At 63.1% G+C, this 17,513-nt stretch carries 12 protein-coding genes; 2 read left to right on the forward strand and 10 right to left on the reverse strand.

What is annotated here, in order from left to right:
* Nucleotides 1-110: 110 nt before the first annotated feature.
* The 9 genes from AAHA41_RS06405 to AAHA41_RS06445 form a co-directional block, all read right to left on the reverse strand.
* Nucleotides 111-1,211, reverse strand: a complete 1,101-nt coding sequence (locus AAHA41_RS06405; RefSeq protein ID WP_323068795.1) for a dihydrolipoamide acetyltransferase family protein — start codon at nt 1,209-1,211, stop codon at nt 111-113.
* A complete protein-coding gene (locus AAHA41_RS06410) occupies nt 1,208-2,194 on the reverse strand; it encodes an alpha-ketoacid dehydrogenase subunit beta (RefSeq protein ID WP_043850541.1) in 987 nt (328 codons plus the stop codon). Before AAHA41_RS06410 ends, AAHA41_RS06405 begins: the two co-directional genes overlap by 4 nt.
* Nucleotides 2,187-3,275, reverse strand: a complete 1,089-nt coding sequence (gene pdhA / locus AAHA41_RS06415) for a pyruvate dehydrogenase (acetyl-transferring) E1 component subunit alpha (RefSeq protein WP_064338306.1) — start codon at nt 3,273-3,275, stop codon at nt 2,187-2,189. Before pdhA ends, AAHA41_RS06410 begins: the two co-directional genes overlap by 8 nt.
* Before the next feature lie 267 nt (nt 3,276-3,542).
* On the reverse strand, nt 3,543-4,412 hold the full coding sequence (locus tag AAHA41_RS06420) for a hypothetical protein (RefSeq protein WP_323068792.1): 870 nt from the start codon (nt 4,410-4,412) through the stop codon (nt 3,543-3,545).
* Nucleotides 4,409-8,398, reverse strand: coding sequence for an amino acid adenylation domain-containing protein (locus tag AAHA41_RS06425; RefSeq protein WP_323068791.1), 3,990 nt, complete (start codon nt 8,396-8,398; stop codon nt 4,409-4,411). Before AAHA41_RS06425 ends, AAHA41_RS06420 begins: the two co-directional genes overlap by 4 nt.
* Nucleotides 8,399-8,523: 125 nt before the next feature.
* Nucleotides 8,524-9,285 carry a 2,3-dihydro-2,3-dihydroxybenzoate dehydrogenase gene (gene dhbA, locus AAHA41_RS06430; RefSeq protein WP_071911715.1) on the reverse strand — a complete coding sequence of 254 codons (762 nt, stop codon included), beginning with the start codon at nt 9,283-9,285 and terminating at the stop codon, nt 8,524-8,526.
* Nucleotides 9,282-10,229, reverse strand: coding sequence for an isochorismatase family protein (locus AAHA41_RS06435; protein WP_071911717.1), 948 nt, complete (start codon nt 10,227-10,229; stop codon nt 9,282-9,284). Before AAHA41_RS06435 ends, dhbA begins: the two co-directional genes overlap by 4 nt.
* Complete coding sequence (locus tag AAHA41_RS06440) at nt 10,226-11,872, reverse strand: (2,3-dihydroxybenzoyl)adenylate synthase (protein ID WP_071911719.1); 1,647 nt, start codon at nt 11,870-11,872, stop codon at nt 10,226-10,228. The genes AAHA41_RS06435 and AAHA41_RS06440 overlap by 4 nt, the downstream gene beginning before the upstream one ends.
* Nucleotides 11,869-13,017: an isochorismate synthase gene (locus AAHA41_RS06445; RefSeq protein WP_323068789.1), complete on the reverse strand. Its 1,149-nt coding sequence runs from the start codon at nt 13,015-13,017 to the stop codon at nt 11,869-11,871. The genes AAHA41_RS06440 and AAHA41_RS06445 overlap by 4 nt, the downstream gene beginning before the upstream one ends.
* A gap of 266 nt (nt 13,018-13,283) precedes the next feature.
* Here AAHA41_RS06445 and AAHA41_RS06450 point away from each other — a divergent pair, with 266 nt between their 5' ends.
* Both AAHA41_RS06450 and AAHA41_RS06455 read left to right on the forward strand, forming a co-directional pair.
* Nucleotides 13,284-15,236 carry a TonB-dependent receptor gene (locus AAHA41_RS06450; RefSeq protein ID WP_323068788.1) on the forward strand — a complete coding sequence of 651 codons (1,953 nt, stop codon included), beginning with the start codon at nt 13,284-13,286 and terminating at the stop codon, nt 15,234-15,236.
* A gap of 118 nt (nt 15,237-15,354) precedes the next feature.
* Nucleotides 15,355-16,419 (forward strand): 3-deoxy-7-phosphoheptulonate synthase, encoded by a 1,065-nt coding sequence (locus AAHA41_RS06455; RefSeq protein ID WP_323068786.1) that lies wholly within the window; start codon nt 15,355-15,357, stop codon nt 16,417-16,419.
* 72 nt (nt 16,420-16,491) lie between these two features.
* Here AAHA41_RS06455 and AAHA41_RS06460 read toward each other — a convergent pair whose 3' ends face one another.
* A complete protein-coding gene (locus AAHA41_RS06460) occupies nt 16,492-17,490 on the reverse strand; it encodes a LacI family DNA-binding transcriptional regulator (RefSeq protein ID WP_042033294.1) in 999 nt (332 codons plus the stop codon).
* Nucleotides 17,491-17,513 lie beyond the last annotated feature (23 nt).

A 17,513-nucleotide genomic window follows, 5' to 3' on the forward strand; every position in this document is an offset into this window, starting at 1 on the left:
ACATCAAATTCATTGACATAACTATCGCCCTTTCAAGCTGCCTAGGATTATACGTGGCTTTGTAGATTACGCAAACAAATTTGTGCCCTGCCAACGGCAGGGCACACCCTTTACAGGGTCGGCGCTTCCAGCGCTTGTACCAGTGCCTTGAGGAAGCGTGCCGCCTCGCCGCCGGTACAGGCTCTGTGGTCAAATGTCATCGACAACGGCAATGCCCTCACCGGGCGAGCCTCCCCATGGATGAACACCACTTTCTCGAACAACTTGCCCGCCCCTATGATGGCCACCTGCGGCGGCGTCACGATAGGGCTGGCATAACGGCCTGCGATGGCGCCGAAGTTGGTGAGCGTAATGGTCGCCCCCTGCAACATCTCGCGGGGCACGGCACGCGCCTTCACATCGGCGATCATCCGATCCAGCCCTTGCCGCAGATCGGTCCCCTCCCGCTCAGCCACGTTCTCCATCACCGGCACATAGAGGCCATGCTTGGAATCCACCGCAATGGCCACATTGACCTCTTTGAACAACCGTCTTGACAGGGTTTCACCATCAAACCAGGCATTCATCGAGGGCTCGGCGCGGCACGCCACGCCAATCGCCTTGATAAGGCGCACCGTCACATCCTCATCAGGGTGCCAGTGACGCAAATCCACCTCATCAGTAATGCTGACCGGCACTACCGTCTGATGAGAGAGCTCCATCGCCTTGGCCATGGCCCGCCGTGACCCTTTGAGAAACTCGTTGCCACTGCTTTGCTGAGCCTCGAACGCCTGCTGCACATCCAGCTCGGTCACCATACCGCCACTGCCACTTCCCTTGATCCGGTCGATATCCAGACCCAGTTTTTGTGCCAGCAGGCGCACGGCAGGCATGGCTTGCACCAGCGAGCCCCCCGGGGCAATGGCCCCCACCACGAAGTGATCCTCGATATGTTGCTGATGGGCACTCACCTTGCCCACCACGGTGCCATCATCCTCACCCCCCTCGAATTCCACCAGCGGCGCACCGATATGGAGGATATCCCCCTCGGCGCCGCAGAGACGGGCAATCACCCCGGCCACCGGAGAGGGCACATCCACCAGCGCTTTGGCCGTTTCCACCGACAACAGCACCTGATCGACCGCAACGGTATCACCGGCACTCACCTTCCATTCGACGATCTCGGCTTCGGCCAACCCTTCACCCAGATCCGGTAATTTGAAAAATTTCATAGCCACTGGTTCTCCATCAGCTGGTGAGCGGCATCGGCGATATCCTGCTCGGTGATGAGGTAATACGCTTCGTTGCGATAATAGGGGACGGCGGCATCCACGCCTGTCAGCCGTTTGGGCGGCGCCTTGAGGCTGGGAAGTGCCTGCTCGGTCACCCGCGCCACAATTTCGGCCCCGACCCCAAAGCTGCCACATGCCTCGTGTACCACCAGCAACCGCCCGGTCTTGCGTACCGAGGCGAGGATGGTCTCCATATCCAGCGGCTTGATGGTGGCCAGATCCAGCACCTCGCACTGGATATCCTGCTCGGCCAGCAGGTTCGCCGCCCGCATCACCTCCTGAATGCAGGCCCCCCAGGCCACTACCGTGATATCCCGGCCCGGGCGCAGGGTGAAGCAGACATCCAGCGGCAGGCCGACACCGTCATCCACCACCTCGGATTTCATCGAGCGATAGATGCGGTCGGGTTCGAAAAACATCACGGGATCCGGATCGCGGATGGCCGATAGCAGCAGGCCATAGGCGCGTCTCGGGCTGGAGGGGATCACCACCCGCAGCCCGGGAATATGGGCAAACAGCGCCTCGACACTCTCGCTGTGATGTTCCGGCGAGTGAATGCCTGCTCCATACGGGGAGCGATAGACGAGGGGGCAGGAGAGACGGCCACGGGTGCGGTTTCGCATCCGCGCCGCCTGACAGATGATCTGCTCCATCCCGGGGAAGATGAAGCCTTGAAACTGGAACTCAGCCACCGGCTTGAGCCCCTGGGTGGCCATACCGACCGCCACTCCGGCGATCAATCCCTCGGCCAGCGGCGTGTCGATCACCCGCTTGAAACCGAACTTGTCACGCAGGCCAACCGTGGCGCGAAACACCCCGCCGTTGACCCCCACATCCTCGCCCAGTACCACCACATCAGGGTCGTGCTCCATCTCGTAGTGAAGGGCCATGTTGACCGCTTCCAGCAAACTGATCTCACTCATGGCCAACCTCCTGCTTCATCCCCTTGGCAATTACTCGCTCGCGCTGGGGCAAGAGTTCGGCGGGCAGGCTGGCATAGTGATAATCGAGCATCGCCTCCGGTGGCTGGGGTGCCATCGCCTCATAACGGGCGACGGCTTGCTCCACCTCCCGGGTGGCTTCCGCCAGCAGGCTCTGCTCCTGCTCCTCATCCCACCACCCTTTGCTATGCATAAACTGGCGCAGCCGCTTGACCGGCTCTTTCGCCCAGGCGGCCTCGACCTCGGCCCCGTCGCGATAGCGAGTGGCATCATCGGCCGTGGTGTGATCGCCGAGGCGATAACTGACTGCCTCGATCAGAGTCGGCCCCTTACCGCTGCGGGCCCGTTCGACGGCACTGCGGGCGGCATCGTAGACCGCCACCACATCGTTGCCATCGACCTGCAGGCTGCGCACCCCTGCGCCAATCCCCTTCTGGGCCAGCGTAGGAGCGCTCGATTGCAGCTTGCGTGGCACCGAGATGGCCCACTGGTTGTTGTTGACGATGATGACCATCGGCAGGTGCCAGACCCCGGCGCAGTTGAGCCCCTCCAGAAAATCCCCCTTGGAGGTGCCGCCATCGCCGATAGTGACTACAGCGACGCGCGGTTGATTACGCAGTTTGAAGGCAGAGGCAATGCCGCAGGCGTGAGTGATCTGGGTGGCGATGGGGACACAGATGGGGAGATCTTCAGAGGGGGTCCCATCGGGTTTGAGAAAATAACTCCCCCGCTCGTCACCGCCCCAATATTGCAGGTTTTTCTCCATCGGTACGCCCCGCACATAGAGGGTGGGCATGTCCCGATAGTAGGGGACGTAGACATCCTGCGGCTGCATGGCCAGACCAATGCCAATCCCCACGGCTTCTGCGCCGAGATGGGAGGGAAAAGTACCGAGCTTGCCGGTTCGTTGCAGCGCAATCGCTTTTTTGTCATAGCTGCGCACCATCACCATATTGCGGTAGAAGGTGTGCAGTATCGCCTTGTCCAGCCAGGTCGGTAAGGTGGCGACCGGGCACCCTTCCGCATCGAGGTAACGAAGGAAAGGGATGTCGACATGGGTCATAACTGGCTCCTTGCCGTTGTAGGCGTCACCGATGCTGGTGACACTTAGATGTAAATACCTTGTTAAATAAAAAGCAAAGGGATTTACTCAGGTAAGACCAGTAGAAACTTCTTTAAAGTAGCGAAGGAGCTGAATTTTCGGCGATGAGCGGCAAGGTATGCCGTAAATGGTGCAACTTTGCAGTGCTGAATGCAGGATGCCAAATATTGAAAAGGGGAGCCTTGCCCCCCTTCTGTTACTCAAGTCAACGGTTACGACAGCCAGCAGTTACGCCAGCCACTGTTGCAGCTGGCGGGCCATGCCAGCTGGCAGCAAGTGAGCGCGACTTAGCAAGCGGCTGCGCCAAGGCTCGGCCAGCAAGGTGGGACAAATTCGCATCTCCCGTCCCCGGTCAGCCACGCGCACCAACCGATCGATAAGAGTTTCCAGCGGCGGATACGCCGGCCAGTGAGGATAGAGATCGGCGGTCGCAATCCCGGCCAGATCGCACACCCGCTCCTCTTCCCCATCTCCCTTCCCAGCAACCATTGGCCAAGGGTGAATCACCTGCAGCCAACCTGGTCTTGCTGCTTCCAGCAACTGGCCCAGCGTCGGCTGCGCAAAGTGGGGATCCCCTGCGGCTTTGAGCAGATGGCGCGCCCCCGCCAGCAGCACCACGCCGCGGGCGGGAAGTGCAAGAAGATAGTCGGCCAGCGCCTGATCCCGCCCCCTGTTGTGTTGCTGCCAGCGCTCCGGGCTCATCGCCTGCCACTCGAATGAGGGCTCGCAGAGATGCACACGCAGCCGCATATGTTCAGGGCGCGCCATATTGCTCTGGCGCAGAGCGGAAAAGAGAGCCGGAAACTCGGGGGCCATCCAGGCGGGAAAGGCGCAGGAGTCGAGCCAGACCGGATAGAGTCGCGCCAGCGTCAGCGGCTCACCCTGCCAGCTCTCCTGCCCCGTCAGCCAGGCATCGAGCAAGCCTTGATGGCGGCGGTTGCCGCACTCCAGCACCAGATCGTTCATGATTCCCCAAAGCACCGGATCACACAGCCAGGCGTGCTGGCGCCGGATAAAATCCGGGTGCCAGTGCGGCTCCCCCAACCCCACCAGCTTGCCCGCCTGCAAGGCTTCCCGGATGGCGGCAACCGGGGTCATGCATCCCCCTCCTGCCGGATGTGCGGTTGCTGCCCGACCCCATCGACCCGCTCACAAATAAGGGCGCCGACCTTTGCCAGCCAGTCGGGATGCACCATCTCCTGATGCAGGCAGGGGAAGCGCTCATAACGGATTTCGCCTTTTGTCAGCGGCTCCCAACCACGTCCATCCAGCCAGAGCTGGCGGGAGGCTGACGCCTCGATAAAGATCACCTCCCCGTGGTAGCAGTAGTCGACCGGCTGGCGGATCAGCCGGTTGTTGTGGCCAACCAGCTCAATCATGGCGCTCACCACCTGCTCGTCGAGCATGGCCAGCGCACTCCCCTCGGCTCCCAGCCTGGCCACCACGTCGCCCCGAGTAAGGGAATCGAGCGCCTCGTCCGCAACCGCAATCCCCCCCATCCGCAGCAGCGCATCGAGCATCCGCTGCTCGTCGGGCAACGGCTGGGTTTGCCACTGCTGACAGGGGTAGGCGTCCAGCAGCAGCACCATGGCCACCTCCTGTCCCTGCTCTTGCAGCATGGCGGCCATCCGGTGCACCAGCATGCCCCCGAGCGACCAGCCGAGCAGCCAGTAGGGCCCCTCGCTCTGCTGACGACGCAGCTCGGTCACATAGTCGAGAGCCAATTCGTCGAAGCTGGCGGACAGCGGCGCATCCGGTTGGCAGAGCGCCCGCGCCTGCAGGGCATAGACCGCCATGTCGGTCGGCAGATGGGGCACCAGCGGCGCATAACACCAGCCGAGCCCCCCTGCGGGATGGACGCAAAAGAGTGTGGGACCCGATGTACCCGCCGGCGCACCGGGCGCCCGCAGGGGCAACAGCATGGGCATGGCCTCCCGCTCACCACCAAGACGACGCGCCAGCTGGGCTGGGCTCGGCGCTTCGAACAGGCTGGCCAGAGTGAGATCCTGTCCGATTGATTCCTCAATGCGCACCACCAGCTGCGCCGCCAGCAGGGAGTGGCCACCGAGGGCAAAGAAGTTATCGTCGGCGCCGACTCGCGCCAGCCCCAGTACCTCGGCGAAGAGGCGACAGAGCCGCTCCTCCAGCAGGGTTTTCGGCAGTGACTGACCGACCGCCGACGCCATATCGGGCAGTGGCAGCCCCTTGCGATCCAGCTTGCCATTGGGAGTGAGCGGCAGCTCAGCCAGAGTGACCAGGAGCCCCGGCACCATGTAGTCAGGCAAGGCAGCACCAAGGGCAGGTGTAAGCTCGGCCAGCGTCAGCTCGCTGCTATCTGCGGCCACCACATAGGCCACCAGACGGCGATCGCCGGGGGCAAATTCGGGGGCCAGCACCACCGCCTGCGCCACCCGGGGATGGCGCAGCAGCACCTGCTCGATCTCCTCCAGTTCGATGCGCTGGCCGCGGATCTTCACCTGAAAATCGAGGCGCCCCAGATACTCGATGGCACCATCCTCGCGCCAGGCGGCCAGATCGCCGCTGCGATAGAGCCGTCCCGCCCCGAAGGGGTTGGCAATAAAGCGCTCGGCGGTGAGCTCGGGCTGGCCAAAGTAGCCCTCCGCCACCTGCACGCCGCCGATCCAGAGCTCCCCCGCTACACCGGGGGGCACCGGCTGCAACCAGGGGTCGAGAATGTGGATGCAGGTATTCCAGACCGGATAGCCGATGGGCACGCTGGTCACCGCCTCGTCTGCCCGGCAGGGATACCAGGTGACATCCACCGCCGCCTCGGTCGGGCCATAGAGGTTGTGCAGCGGGGCTGAGAATGTCCCATACCAGCGCTGCACCAGATCCGCGGGCAGCGCCTCGCCGGAGCAGAATACCTGGCGCAGGGCGCGGCAACGCGCAGGCTCGGCTTGTGCGACGAAGATCTGCAGCATGGAGGGAACAAAGTGCAAGGTGGTGATCCCGGCCTGCTCAATCAGCTCGGCAAGGTAGGCGGGATCCTTGTGGCCACCCGGTTTGGCGAGCACCAGTCGCGCACCTGTCATAAAGGGCCAGAAAAACTCCCAAATGGAGACATCGAAACCGGCCGGGGTCTTTTGCAGCACCCGATCCGCCGGGCCGATGGGATACATGTGCTGCATCCAGAGCAGTCGGTTGACGATGGAACCATGGCTCACCACCACCCCTTTGGGCCGACCGGTCGAACCTGAGGTGTAGATGATGTAGGCCGCATCTTCCGGTTTTGGGGCTGGCAGATCACAAGGTGCTGTCGCCGCCACGTCTATCGTCGCCAGCTGCTCTGCCACACCGGGGGCATCGAGGCAAACAAGTGGCGCGGCCACATCGAGCGGCATCTGAAGCGTACGACTGGTCAGCACCAGCGCAGGATTGCTGCTGGCGAGAATGTAGCCGATCCGCTCCGCCGGGTAGTCCGGGTCAACGGGTACATAGACGGCCCCCACCGCCATGATGGCCTGCTGGGCGAGAATAAGCTCGGGAGCGCGCGGGATCACCACCGCTACCCGACAACCGGGGCCCACGCCCCTCCCCGCCAGATAGCATGCCAGCTGGCGGGTTCGCAGGCGCAGCTCGGCAACACTCCAGCGCTCGGCGCCACACTCCAGCGCGATGGCGCTCTGATCCGCCGCCGCCAGCCCCTCGGCCAGCAGTGCGCTCAGAGTGGTAGTAGGCAACGGATAGTCGGTCTGGTTCCAGCGCGCCAGCTCAGCCTGCTCGCAAGGCAGCAGCAGCGGCAATCGCACCGCCAGGGCCTCGTCAGCCGCCGCACTCCAAACCGCCAGATAGGCGACCAGCCGGGCCAGATGACGTTCGCTCTCCTGTTGGCTGAAGCGCCCCTGATGTGCTTCGAGGGTCAGGGTCATCGCGCCTGCCTCCTCGGCAAAATAGAAGGCGCACTCCTCCACCGGCCCCGCCGCCAGCACCTGCACCTCGCCACGAACTTCGTTGTGTCCTTCACCCACGCTGAGGGTACGGGCAAAGGGCATCAGATTGACCTGAGGGCCAAACAGCGGCTGGCCCGGCTGACGCTGCTGCAACCACTCCTGACGACAGCCCTGATGACGGCGCAGGGCGGCAAATTGCCGCTCGACCTGTGCCAGCAACGCCCCTACCCGGCTGGAGCCGCTCAGCTCGATGCGCAGGGGCACCACATTGACCTTCATGCAGGGGGTATCGGCCGCCGCTGAGCCCAGCCGCCCCATCAGCGGAATACCCAGCACCACCTCGCCAGCGCCGCTCATTCGCTGCACATAGCTGGCCACTGCCGCCAGCAGCAGGCTGTAGGGGTGGCAGGCCGAGCGACTCGCCCGCGCCACCAATGCCTGCCACTGGTGGCCAGCAAGCCGCTGCTCAAGACGATATGTGGGGCCCGGCCCTTGCGCCGGACGGCGGGAGAGCGACGCCGGGTTATCCACCCCGGCCAGCTGCTGCACGAAGAAATCGCGATCCCGCGCGGCGCGCGGTGAGTCCTGATAGGCCGCCTCTTCGGCCAACAACTCCTGCTGGGTCGCATAACGGCAGGGGACAGGCTGCTCGCCGATGCAAAGCGCCTCATACCAGCTCGCCACCCGCTGGCAGAGCAGGCTCAGGCCAAAGCCATCGATGGCGATATGGTGCACAGCGATAAACCAGGCCCACCGCCCCTCGCCAAGGCGATAGAGCGTCGTGGCAAACAACGGCCCCCCGGCCAGATTGAAGGGGACGGCCAGCTGCGCACGCATCTCGGCCTGCGCGGCTGCGAGTGGATCGGCTTCGCTGCGCAAATCTCGCTCTGCCAGCTGCCAGCAGGCGGGGTTGGCCACCATCTGCGGACCATCGGCAGTAGCCACAAAGGCGCAGTGCAGACCGGGGATCTCGTCGATGGTCTGGCGCACCGCGCGGGTGAAGTGATGGGGAGCCAGCGCCCCCTCCAGCAGCCAGTATTCGCCGGTATTGCAGGCGGGGCTCTGCGGGTATTTTTGCTGGGCAAACCAGATGCCCGCCTGAGCAGTGGTAAGTGGCCAGCGTGGGTGCTCCCCACGCTGGTGGGTGGCGCGCATCGCCATTGTCTGTTCCATGGGAATATCCTTGCGCAAACATCGAGCGGGCAGCGGCTTGCCCCTGCCCGCATGGCTGAAAAGCGAGGAGGCCATGCCTCCTCGATAAAGAGAGAGTCGTACCCTCCACACCGGCAGGCCGAAGATCAGACCCCCAGGGTGGCACCGCCATCGACCACCAGATCCTGCAAGGTAATATGGCTGGCGGCATCGGAGGCGAGAAACAGCACGCAGGCAGCCACCTCGTCGGGTGTTCCCAATTTGCCAAGGGGGATCCCCAGCTTGAACTGCCCGGGCAGGCCTGCGATGGTGCGCAGCTCCCCTTCGCGCTGTTCCCCCTCCTGCCACATGCCGTACAGCATCGGGGTGCGGGTCGAGCCCGGCGACACCAGATTGCAGCGCACGCCGTAGGGAGCAAGTTCCAGCCCTGCCGCTTGAGTGAGGCTGGTCAGCGCCGCCTTGGAGGCGCCATAGATACCCATCCCCACTCGCGGCACCCGACCGGCATTGGAGGAGACATTGACGATGGCGCCCCTGTGCCGCCCCTGAAACCAGGGGGTCAGGGCCCGCATCAGGTAGAAGGGGGCGAAGGTGTTGATGGCAAAGGTGCGCTGCAAGAGGGCATCATCCACCTCATCGAGCCTGCCGGTCGCCAGTACGCCAGCGACATTGACCAGCACATCAGGCCCCAGCCCCTCGTCCAGCAGCTGTTCGCAGCTGCGGGTCACGGCCTCGCTGTCACTCACGTCGATAGTCACCCCCTTCACGTTGCCGGGCAACGCCTCGGCCAGTTGCAGATCGAACGCCACCACGCTGGCCCCCGCCTCGGCAAAGGTACGCGCCACCGCATGGCCAATCCCCTGCGCCGCGCCGGTTACCCAGACGGTTCTACCTTGCCACTCGCTCATGGGGTGCACTCCGGTTCGCTGACGTGCACTTCGTTAGCCTGATAAGCCGTGGCCTGACTGACATTGGGTTGACTGGCATTAAGCTGACGGGAGAGGAGCGCCCACCAGTGAGCCAGAGTCGGCGTGCGGGCCAACTCGGCCAGCTCCACCACCAGCCCCTGCTGACGCCACTCCTCCACCAGCCCCATCACAGCCAGCGAGTCGAGGCCGTAGTCGAGCAGGTTGTCATCCTCGGTGGGTTGCTCATGCTGCATCTCAGCGGGCAGCCGCGCCAACACCAGATCACGCAGTGCCTCCCGAGTCAGGGGACGTTTGCTGGCCGCCATCACCTCGGCCACGGTAATCACGCGACCGGCATTGCGGCTGACGTAGGAGAGCGCCAGCAGATGATCCTCGCGGGAGAAGTCGGCGATGGCATCTGCCACCAGGAAGGGGCGGATATCGCGCATAAAGGCATCGACCGCCGTCTGCATCACCCCGATATGGCCGTAGATGCCGCAGATCACCAGCTGATCCCGCCCCCATTGGGCCATCAGCTCGGCCAGTGGAGAGCGGCAAAAAGCGCTGTAGCGCCACTTGGTCAGCACCGTATCCTGCGGCTCGGGGGCCAGCGCCGGAACGATGGGTTGACGCTCCGGCGCTCGGGTCAACCCGGGCCCCCACATGTCGTTGAGGAGCGCCCGATCGGCCTGACTCTGCTCGGCGGGCTGGGCGGTGTAGACCACCGGCATGCCGAGGGCACGCGCCTGACGGATCAGGGTGGCGATATGGTCGATGACCTGATTGATCAGAGGATTGCCCTCCCCGTAGAAGTCGACGAAATAGTGCTGCATATCGTGGACCAGCAAGGCGGCGCGGCCCGGTTCGAAAGGCCAGTTCACCCGCCCGGTGGGCAGCTCCTCAGCAGTGGGCAGCGGATAGGCGGCGAGGGATTGAATGGTCATGCACACTCCTTGGCGAGCTGCTCGCGCAGCGTCTGTTTGTCTATCTTGCCGACCGGGGTATGGGGCAGTTGCTCCACCAGCACCAGGCGATCGGGTAGTTTGTAATCGGCCACCCCCTGCTCGCGCAGGAAACGGCGCAAGCGGGGCAGATTGAGGGGGGCGCGGCACATCAGAAAGGCGCAGCTGCGCTCCCCGAGCATGGGATCAGGCATGGCGACCAGTGCCGCCTGCCGCACATCTGGATGGGTAATTAGCAGCTCTTCAATCTCGAGGGCGTCGATCTTCTCCCCGCCCCGGTTGATCTGATCCTTGTTACGCCCCACCACCATCAGATGACCGCCGGGCAAGCGGCAGACCAGATCGCCGGTGCAGTAGAAACCGTCCCGATCAAAAGCCCGCTGATTGTGGGCATCAGCCTTGAAGTAGCCGCGAAAGGTGTAGGGGCCACGCGTCCAGAGCTCGCCGCACTCGCCATCGGGCAAGGGGCGCCCGTCGCTATCTCGCACCTCCACCTCGTCACCCGGGCTCATCGGGCGGCCCTGGGTATTGACGATGTGCCACTGGTCATCCTCGGTGCGGGTGTAGTTGACCAGCCCCTCGGCCATGCCGAACACCTGCTGCAAGCGGCAACCAAGGCGGCTCGCTACCGCATCGGCATGAGCCGGACTGAGGCGCGCACCTCCCACCTGCACACACTCCAGAGAGGTCTGCGGATAGTGGCTGGCCGCCTCCAGCCAGAGCGCCAGAGCCGGTGGCACCAGGGCCGCCCAATTGATCTGATGACGCTGCACCAGCGGCAGACAGGTTACTGCGGAAGGATCCTTTGCCAGCACCACGCAGCCACCGGCATAAAACACTCCGAGTGCGCCGGGGGAGCTCAGGGGAAAGTTGTGGGGCGCCGGCAGGGCGCAGAGATAGATCACCCGCTCATCCCAACCACACACCGCTACGCTCTGGCGCACGCTGTAGCCATAGTCATCGTGGGTACGGGGGATCAGTTTGGGAGTGCCGGTACTGCCGCCGGAGAGCTGGAAAAAGGCGACCTGATCGGCCGGGGTTGGTGTAGGCGCTGTGGCCACCTGCACAAAACCATCAGCACGAGCCACGGTTTCAGACTGGCGCCATGCAAACCCAGACTGAAGGTCTGCGCCTTCAGCCGGCTCGAACAGCAGTGTCTGACTGGAGGACGATGCCAACTCGTCAAGGGCCACGAGACTTCCCGCTGCACCGGCAAAGCCGGGGTGAGAAGGGCTGAGTACCAGCAAGGCGGGCTCAATCTGGCGGGCAAAGGCTACCAGCTCGCGCCGCTGGTGGCTGTAGAGGGCATGCACCGCCACTACACCGCAGCGGATCAGGGCAAACCAGCAGATATAGAACTCGGCGCAGTTGGGCAACTGCACCAGCGCGGTATCGCCATGGCCGAGCCCGCGCACGGTCAGCCGCGCCGCCAGCGCATCGACCTCACGTTTTAACTGGCCATAACTGAGGGTGCGCTCGCCGCAGATCAGGGCCGTGCGCTCGGGATAACGTTCGGCGGAGTCATCGAGCAGGGCGGTGAGCGGTTGCCCGCGCCACCAACCTTGTGCCCGGTAGTGGGCCGCCAGCTCTGCAGGCCAGGGGGTAAAGGGCACCAGCGGCTTCATGCGGTTACCTCCGGCTCCCGGCTCTCGAGGCCAAACGCCCGCAGCATGGTGCCAAGCTTGGCGGCGGTCTCCTGCCACTCCGCTTCGGGCGAGGAGCCCACCACCACCCCGGCGCCGGCATAGAGCCGCAGTTGCCTGCCAGCCAGCACGCCACAGCGAATGGTGACCACCCATTCGCCATTACCATCGGCATCCATCCAGCCGACGGCGCCGCAGTAGAAGCGGCGATCGTACCCCTCGAGCCGGGCGATGGCCTGACGCGCTGCCGAAAGCGGCGTGCCGCACACCGCCGGTGTCGGGTGCAGCGCCAGCGCCAGTGCCAGCACGGGAGAGGGCTCATGGAGCCGTCCGGCAATGCGGGTCGAAAGGTGCCACATGGTAGGGGTCGCGATCACCTGCGGCTCCAGAGGGACGTCCAGCTCGCGGCAGAAGGGAGCGAGGGCGGCGGCGACCGCATCGGCCACCAGCGCATGTTCATAGCGCTCCTTCTGCGCCCCAAGCAGTTCGGCACTGGCCGCCTGTTGATCGGAAAACGCGTGGCGCGGACGGGAGCCCGCCAGTGGATTGCTCACCACCGCCATCTCGCTGCGCGATACCAGCAGCTCGGGGCTCGCACCAAGCAGGGTCTCTCCCTCCGGCAGCGGGATCTGGAACACATAGGCGCCCGGATTCTGGGCCAGCAGAGAGCCAAAGGCGTGTGCGGGGGAGGTCTGTTCTGCGCTCTGCACGTCGATGGCGCGTGACAGCACCACCTTCTCAAGCTGGCCCTCACTGAACTGCTGCAGTGCCGCCCGCACCGCCCCCTGATAGTGGGCAGCGCCGGTCACTTCACTCACCTCACCATGGAGCTGGCAACAGCGGGCGGGCAACAGCGCATCCCTTGCGACCCACTGCGATTGCGCCGGGATCACCAGATGCCAGGGGGATTGGGTATCAAACGGGATGGCGCCGATGGCGATGGGATTGACCATCCCCTGCTGGCGCAACTGACGCAGATGGGCGAGCAGCTTCTCCGGCGGGATGCCGGTAAAACTGTCGTGGATACCGGAGGCGACCAGTACCCTGTCACCGCTGGCAAAACAGCACACTTTATCCAGCCCGGCCGCTGTGGCGGGCCACTCTCCTTCCAGTGCATGGTCACACATGACGGTGCTACTCCTTGGAATGAATCACTACCTGAAACGACAGAGTGTGAGTCATTTGACCCACCCTATCGCAGGGTGAGCGGCATCCTAACAAGGAGTGAAAAAACGATCAACACAAATGAGAATCAATTTCATTAACTTCTTTTTAGTCAAAAGAGAGGGGCGAACGAAACCGAACATCGCCGATAAAAAAGAGTTGCGATCGGAGCAAATTCAACTTGATAATGATAACGCTTATCATTCGAATGTTATGGAAGATGTAAATAATGAAATCCTCAACCTCCCGTTTTATTGCCCCCAGCCTGCTGGCCACCACCATAGTCACCCTGCTGACCCAGCAAGCCATCGCCGCCAGCAACGCCCCTCAAGCCGACGAGGTAATCACCGTCACCACCACGGCGCACAATACCCGCTCGGCCCCCGCCTCCATCTCGGTTATCAGTGCCGAACAGATCAAGGCCGCACCGGTCAATGACCTTGCCGACCTGCTGCGCCACGAGGTGGGCATCCAGGCCGAGACTGACACCAATGGTCGCAGCGACATCGGCATTCGCGGCATGTCGGGCAAATACACCCTGATGCTGGTGGATGGCAAACGCCTCTCCTCCTCCAATGCCCTGTGGCGCGGTGGCAACTTCGACAACACCCCGGTGCCCCTCGGCATGATCGAGCGGGTCGAGGTGATCCGTGGCCCCATGTCGGCACTTTACGGCTCCGATGCCATCGGCGGTGTCATCAACATCATCACCAAGCAGCCGGGCAAAACCTGGCAAGGGGCAGCCGATGCTGACTTCAAGGCCATCGAGGGCAAAGATGGCGGCGATCAGCACAGAACCAACCTGGGCTTTACCGGCCCGCTGACCGATAACCTGCTGATCCGGATGAATGGCGAAGTGTACGACCGTCAGGCCTGGACTCCGCCGGAAGCGGCCGATGGCATCCCGCTCATCGAAGCCAAGCAGACCCGCAACTTTGCCTCCACCCTGAGCTGGCTGGTGGATAAGCAGCAGCGCTTCGAGTTTGACTATCTCTACAACCAGGATGAGCGGCCCCTCGATATCTTCCGCAAGACCGGCAACAAGGTGCACAGCCGCCAGCAGCAGAACGATCGCAACCTGTTTGGCCTGACTCACAAGGGGAACTGGAGCTGGGGTGACACCACCGTCATGGCCAACTATGAAAGCTCCCAGATCGATGATTTCAATACCAGCTACTCGGCCCCGCAGCAGCGCGAACTGGAAGAGAACACCTTCACCCTCAAGGGCTACACCAACCTGGCGCTGGCCAACCACTACCTGACCCTGGGTGGTGAATATCTGGATCGGGAGCTGGTAGATGCGGTGAGCTACAAGGATATCGGCGGCAAGGAGAGTCACTCCCAGGAGGCACTGTTTGCTCAGGACGAGATCGGCCTGACCGACAGCCTGACCCTGACTCTGGGCGGCCGTTACGATCACCACGAGATCTACGGCAGTCACTTCACCCCGCGCGGCTATCTGGTGTACGAACTGAACGATGTGGTGACCGTGAAAGGTGGTGTCAGCCAGGCCTTCAAGGCGCCGGCACCGCACCAGTACTCCAATGGCTACAGCATCGAGAGCTGTGGCGGCAGTTGCCGCATCTATGGCAGCGACAAGGTCAAGCCGGAAACCAGCACCAACTACGAGCTGGGCGTCATCGCAGGGCAAGGGATCTGGGAAACCAGCGCCACCCTCTTCTACTCCGATATCGACGACATGCTCACCTTCAAACAGCTGCCAAACTCCACTGACCGCACCTGGTACAACCTGGAGAAGGCCACCACCAAAGGGCTGGAGCTGACCGGCAGGCTCGATCTGACCGACGACATCAATCTGGGTGCCAACTACACCTACCTGAAAGCGGAAGGCGATCAGGGTCAGGCCCTGCCCGAACGGCCGGAGCACAAGGCCAACGCCAAGCTGACCTGGCAGGCCACCGAGCGGGTCAACGCCTTCGTTGGCACCACCTACACCGGCACCCAATATGCGGAGCAGACCGTCAACAAGGCCGTGGTGCTGCACAAGCTGCCCAGCTATCAGACCTTCGATCTCGGCACCGGCTTCAAGGTCACCGAGAACTTTGATCTGCGGGTCGGTATCACCAACCTGACCGATGTTCGCCTGCAGGAGAAAGACCCCACCTTCCAGAACGTGGAGCCGGGTCGCAGCTACTACATCAGTGGCTCGGCCCGCTTCTAAAGCTCATCAAGCCAACAGCGCGGGCCCATGCCCGCGCTGTGTTGCCCGACACAATAAGGGGAAGATCCCCACTGGACAGCAATGAGCATGCAGGTTTCCATTTTCATAAGGATCGCTCATGTTCACCTCACTACTGAACGCATCACCCCTTGCCACCCTGCCCACGCCGGATGAGTTGCTACAAGATCACCCCGTTCCCCCCCGACTCGCCCGTCAGATAGCACGCAGCCGCCAGCAGGCTCGTCATATTCTGCAGGGAGAGGACGACCGCCTGCTGCTGGTGATCGGTCCCTGCTCCATCCACGATCCGGCCGCCGCCCGCGACTATGGTGGCCGGCTGGCCGAGCTGCAGGGCCAATACGGGGATCAGCTGCAACTGGTGATGCGCACCTATTTCGAAAAGCCGCGCACGACGCTCGGCTGGAAGGGATTTATCTTCGACCCGGGTCTGGACGGCAGCGATCGGCTGGCAGAGGGATTGCGCCAGGCGCGCGAGCTGCTGCTGGCTCTCGGGCAAGAGGGGCTCGCCTGTGCCACCGAATTTCTCGATCTCACCAGCATGCTCTATCTGGGGGATCTCATCAGCTGGGGCGCCATCGGTGCCCGCACCACCGAATCCCAACTGCACCGCCAGCTAGCCTCGGCCCTCCCCTGCCCCATCGGTTTTAAAAACGGCACCGATGGCAACGTCCGGATCGCGGTCGAGGCCATCCTTGCCAGCCGGGCCGCGCACCTCTATCCACAGCCTTCCGGTGACGGGCGGCTGACACTGGTGCGCAGTCATGGCAACCCCGATGGTCACCTGATCCTGCGCGGTGGCCGCTTGCCCAACTATCAGAACAATCATGTGGCAGAGGCTGGTGAGCTGCTGCGCCAACACCATCTCTCCCCTCGCCTGATGGTCGATTGCAGCCACGGCAACAGCCAGAAACAGCACGCCCGCCAGCTACCCGTGGCCCGGGATCTGGCTGCCCAGCTGGGCAACGGCTGCCACACCATCGCCGCCGTCATGGTGGAGAGTTTTCTCAAGGAGGGACGCCAGGATATAGCCAGCAAGCCGCTGTGCTACGGCCAGTCGGTCACCGATGGCTGCATCGGCTGGGAGCAGACACGGGTAGTGCTCGATACCCTTGCTGAAGGGGTGGAAGCGCGCCGCCAGCAGCGTATTGCCCTGGCGGGGTAAAACCGGAACGCATGTGGCAGATAAAGATATGGCCCCGATGGGGCCATATTGCTCAGGACTTCTCGCCGCAGATCAGGCGACCGATTCACGCTCCACCAGCTGGGCTTCGAATTTGAGCGGCAACCCCTCTACCGGCTTGTGATCGAGCAGACGCAGGGCCAGCTCGGCGGCACGGCTGCCCATCTCCTCGATGGGGTAGCGCACCGTGGTGAGCTTGGGATAGATGTAGCGGGCATAGGGAATATCGTCGAACCCCACCACCGACACCTGTTGCGGGATCTTGTAACCACGCTCCAGCAGACAGGAGATGGCTCCGGCCACCATGCCATCGTTGAAACCGAGCACGGCAGTGAACTCGACACCGCGCGCCAGCAGTTCGCTCATCGCCACATAACCACCGTTCTCGTCGGCAAAGCCGCGGCTGATCAGGGCAGGATCAAGGGCGATACCAGCCCGCCCCAGCGTCTGGGTATAGCCTGCCATCCGTTGCTGACCATCGACGAACTCCTCGTCATCGGAGGTAATAAAGGCAATTTTGCGATGACCGGCATCGAGCAGATGCTGGCAAGCCGTGGTGATCCCGGCCTTGTTGTCGAGCCAGACGCAGCGATCTTCGGCGCCCGGCACCTGACGGTTGATAAAGACGATAGGAGTGGTGCCCGCCGCCAGCTCGCTCAGCTCCTCGTCAGGTAGCGCCTTGCTGTGCAGGATCAGGGCATCGCACTGTCGCTGCAGCAGAGCCTGAATGGCATGGCGTTCGCGGGTAATGTCATGGTTGCCCGACATCACAATGGTGAACTTGTTTGCCCGATCGACCATGGTTTCAATGCCCCGCATCATCTGGGCGAAGAAGGGGCCACCACAGAGGTCGCCGACCAGCACGCCGATGCAGTTGGAACGCTTGCTGACCAGAGCCTGGGCAAAACTGTTGGGCCGAAAATTGAGTTCCTTCATGGCCGCCAATACGGCCTCGCGCTTTTCCGGGGCGACCTGCGCCGTGTTGTTGATCACGCGCGATACGGTGGAAATAGACACATTTGCCAGCTGAGAAACGTCTTTTATCGTTGCCACTATCCATTCCTTTATTGTGAGGG

It is taken from the genome of Aeromonas sp. SER, assembly GCF_038739615.1.
Lineage (GTDB): Bacteria > Pseudomonadota > Gammaproteobacteria > Enterobacterales > Aeromonadaceae > Aeromonas > Aeromonas jandaei.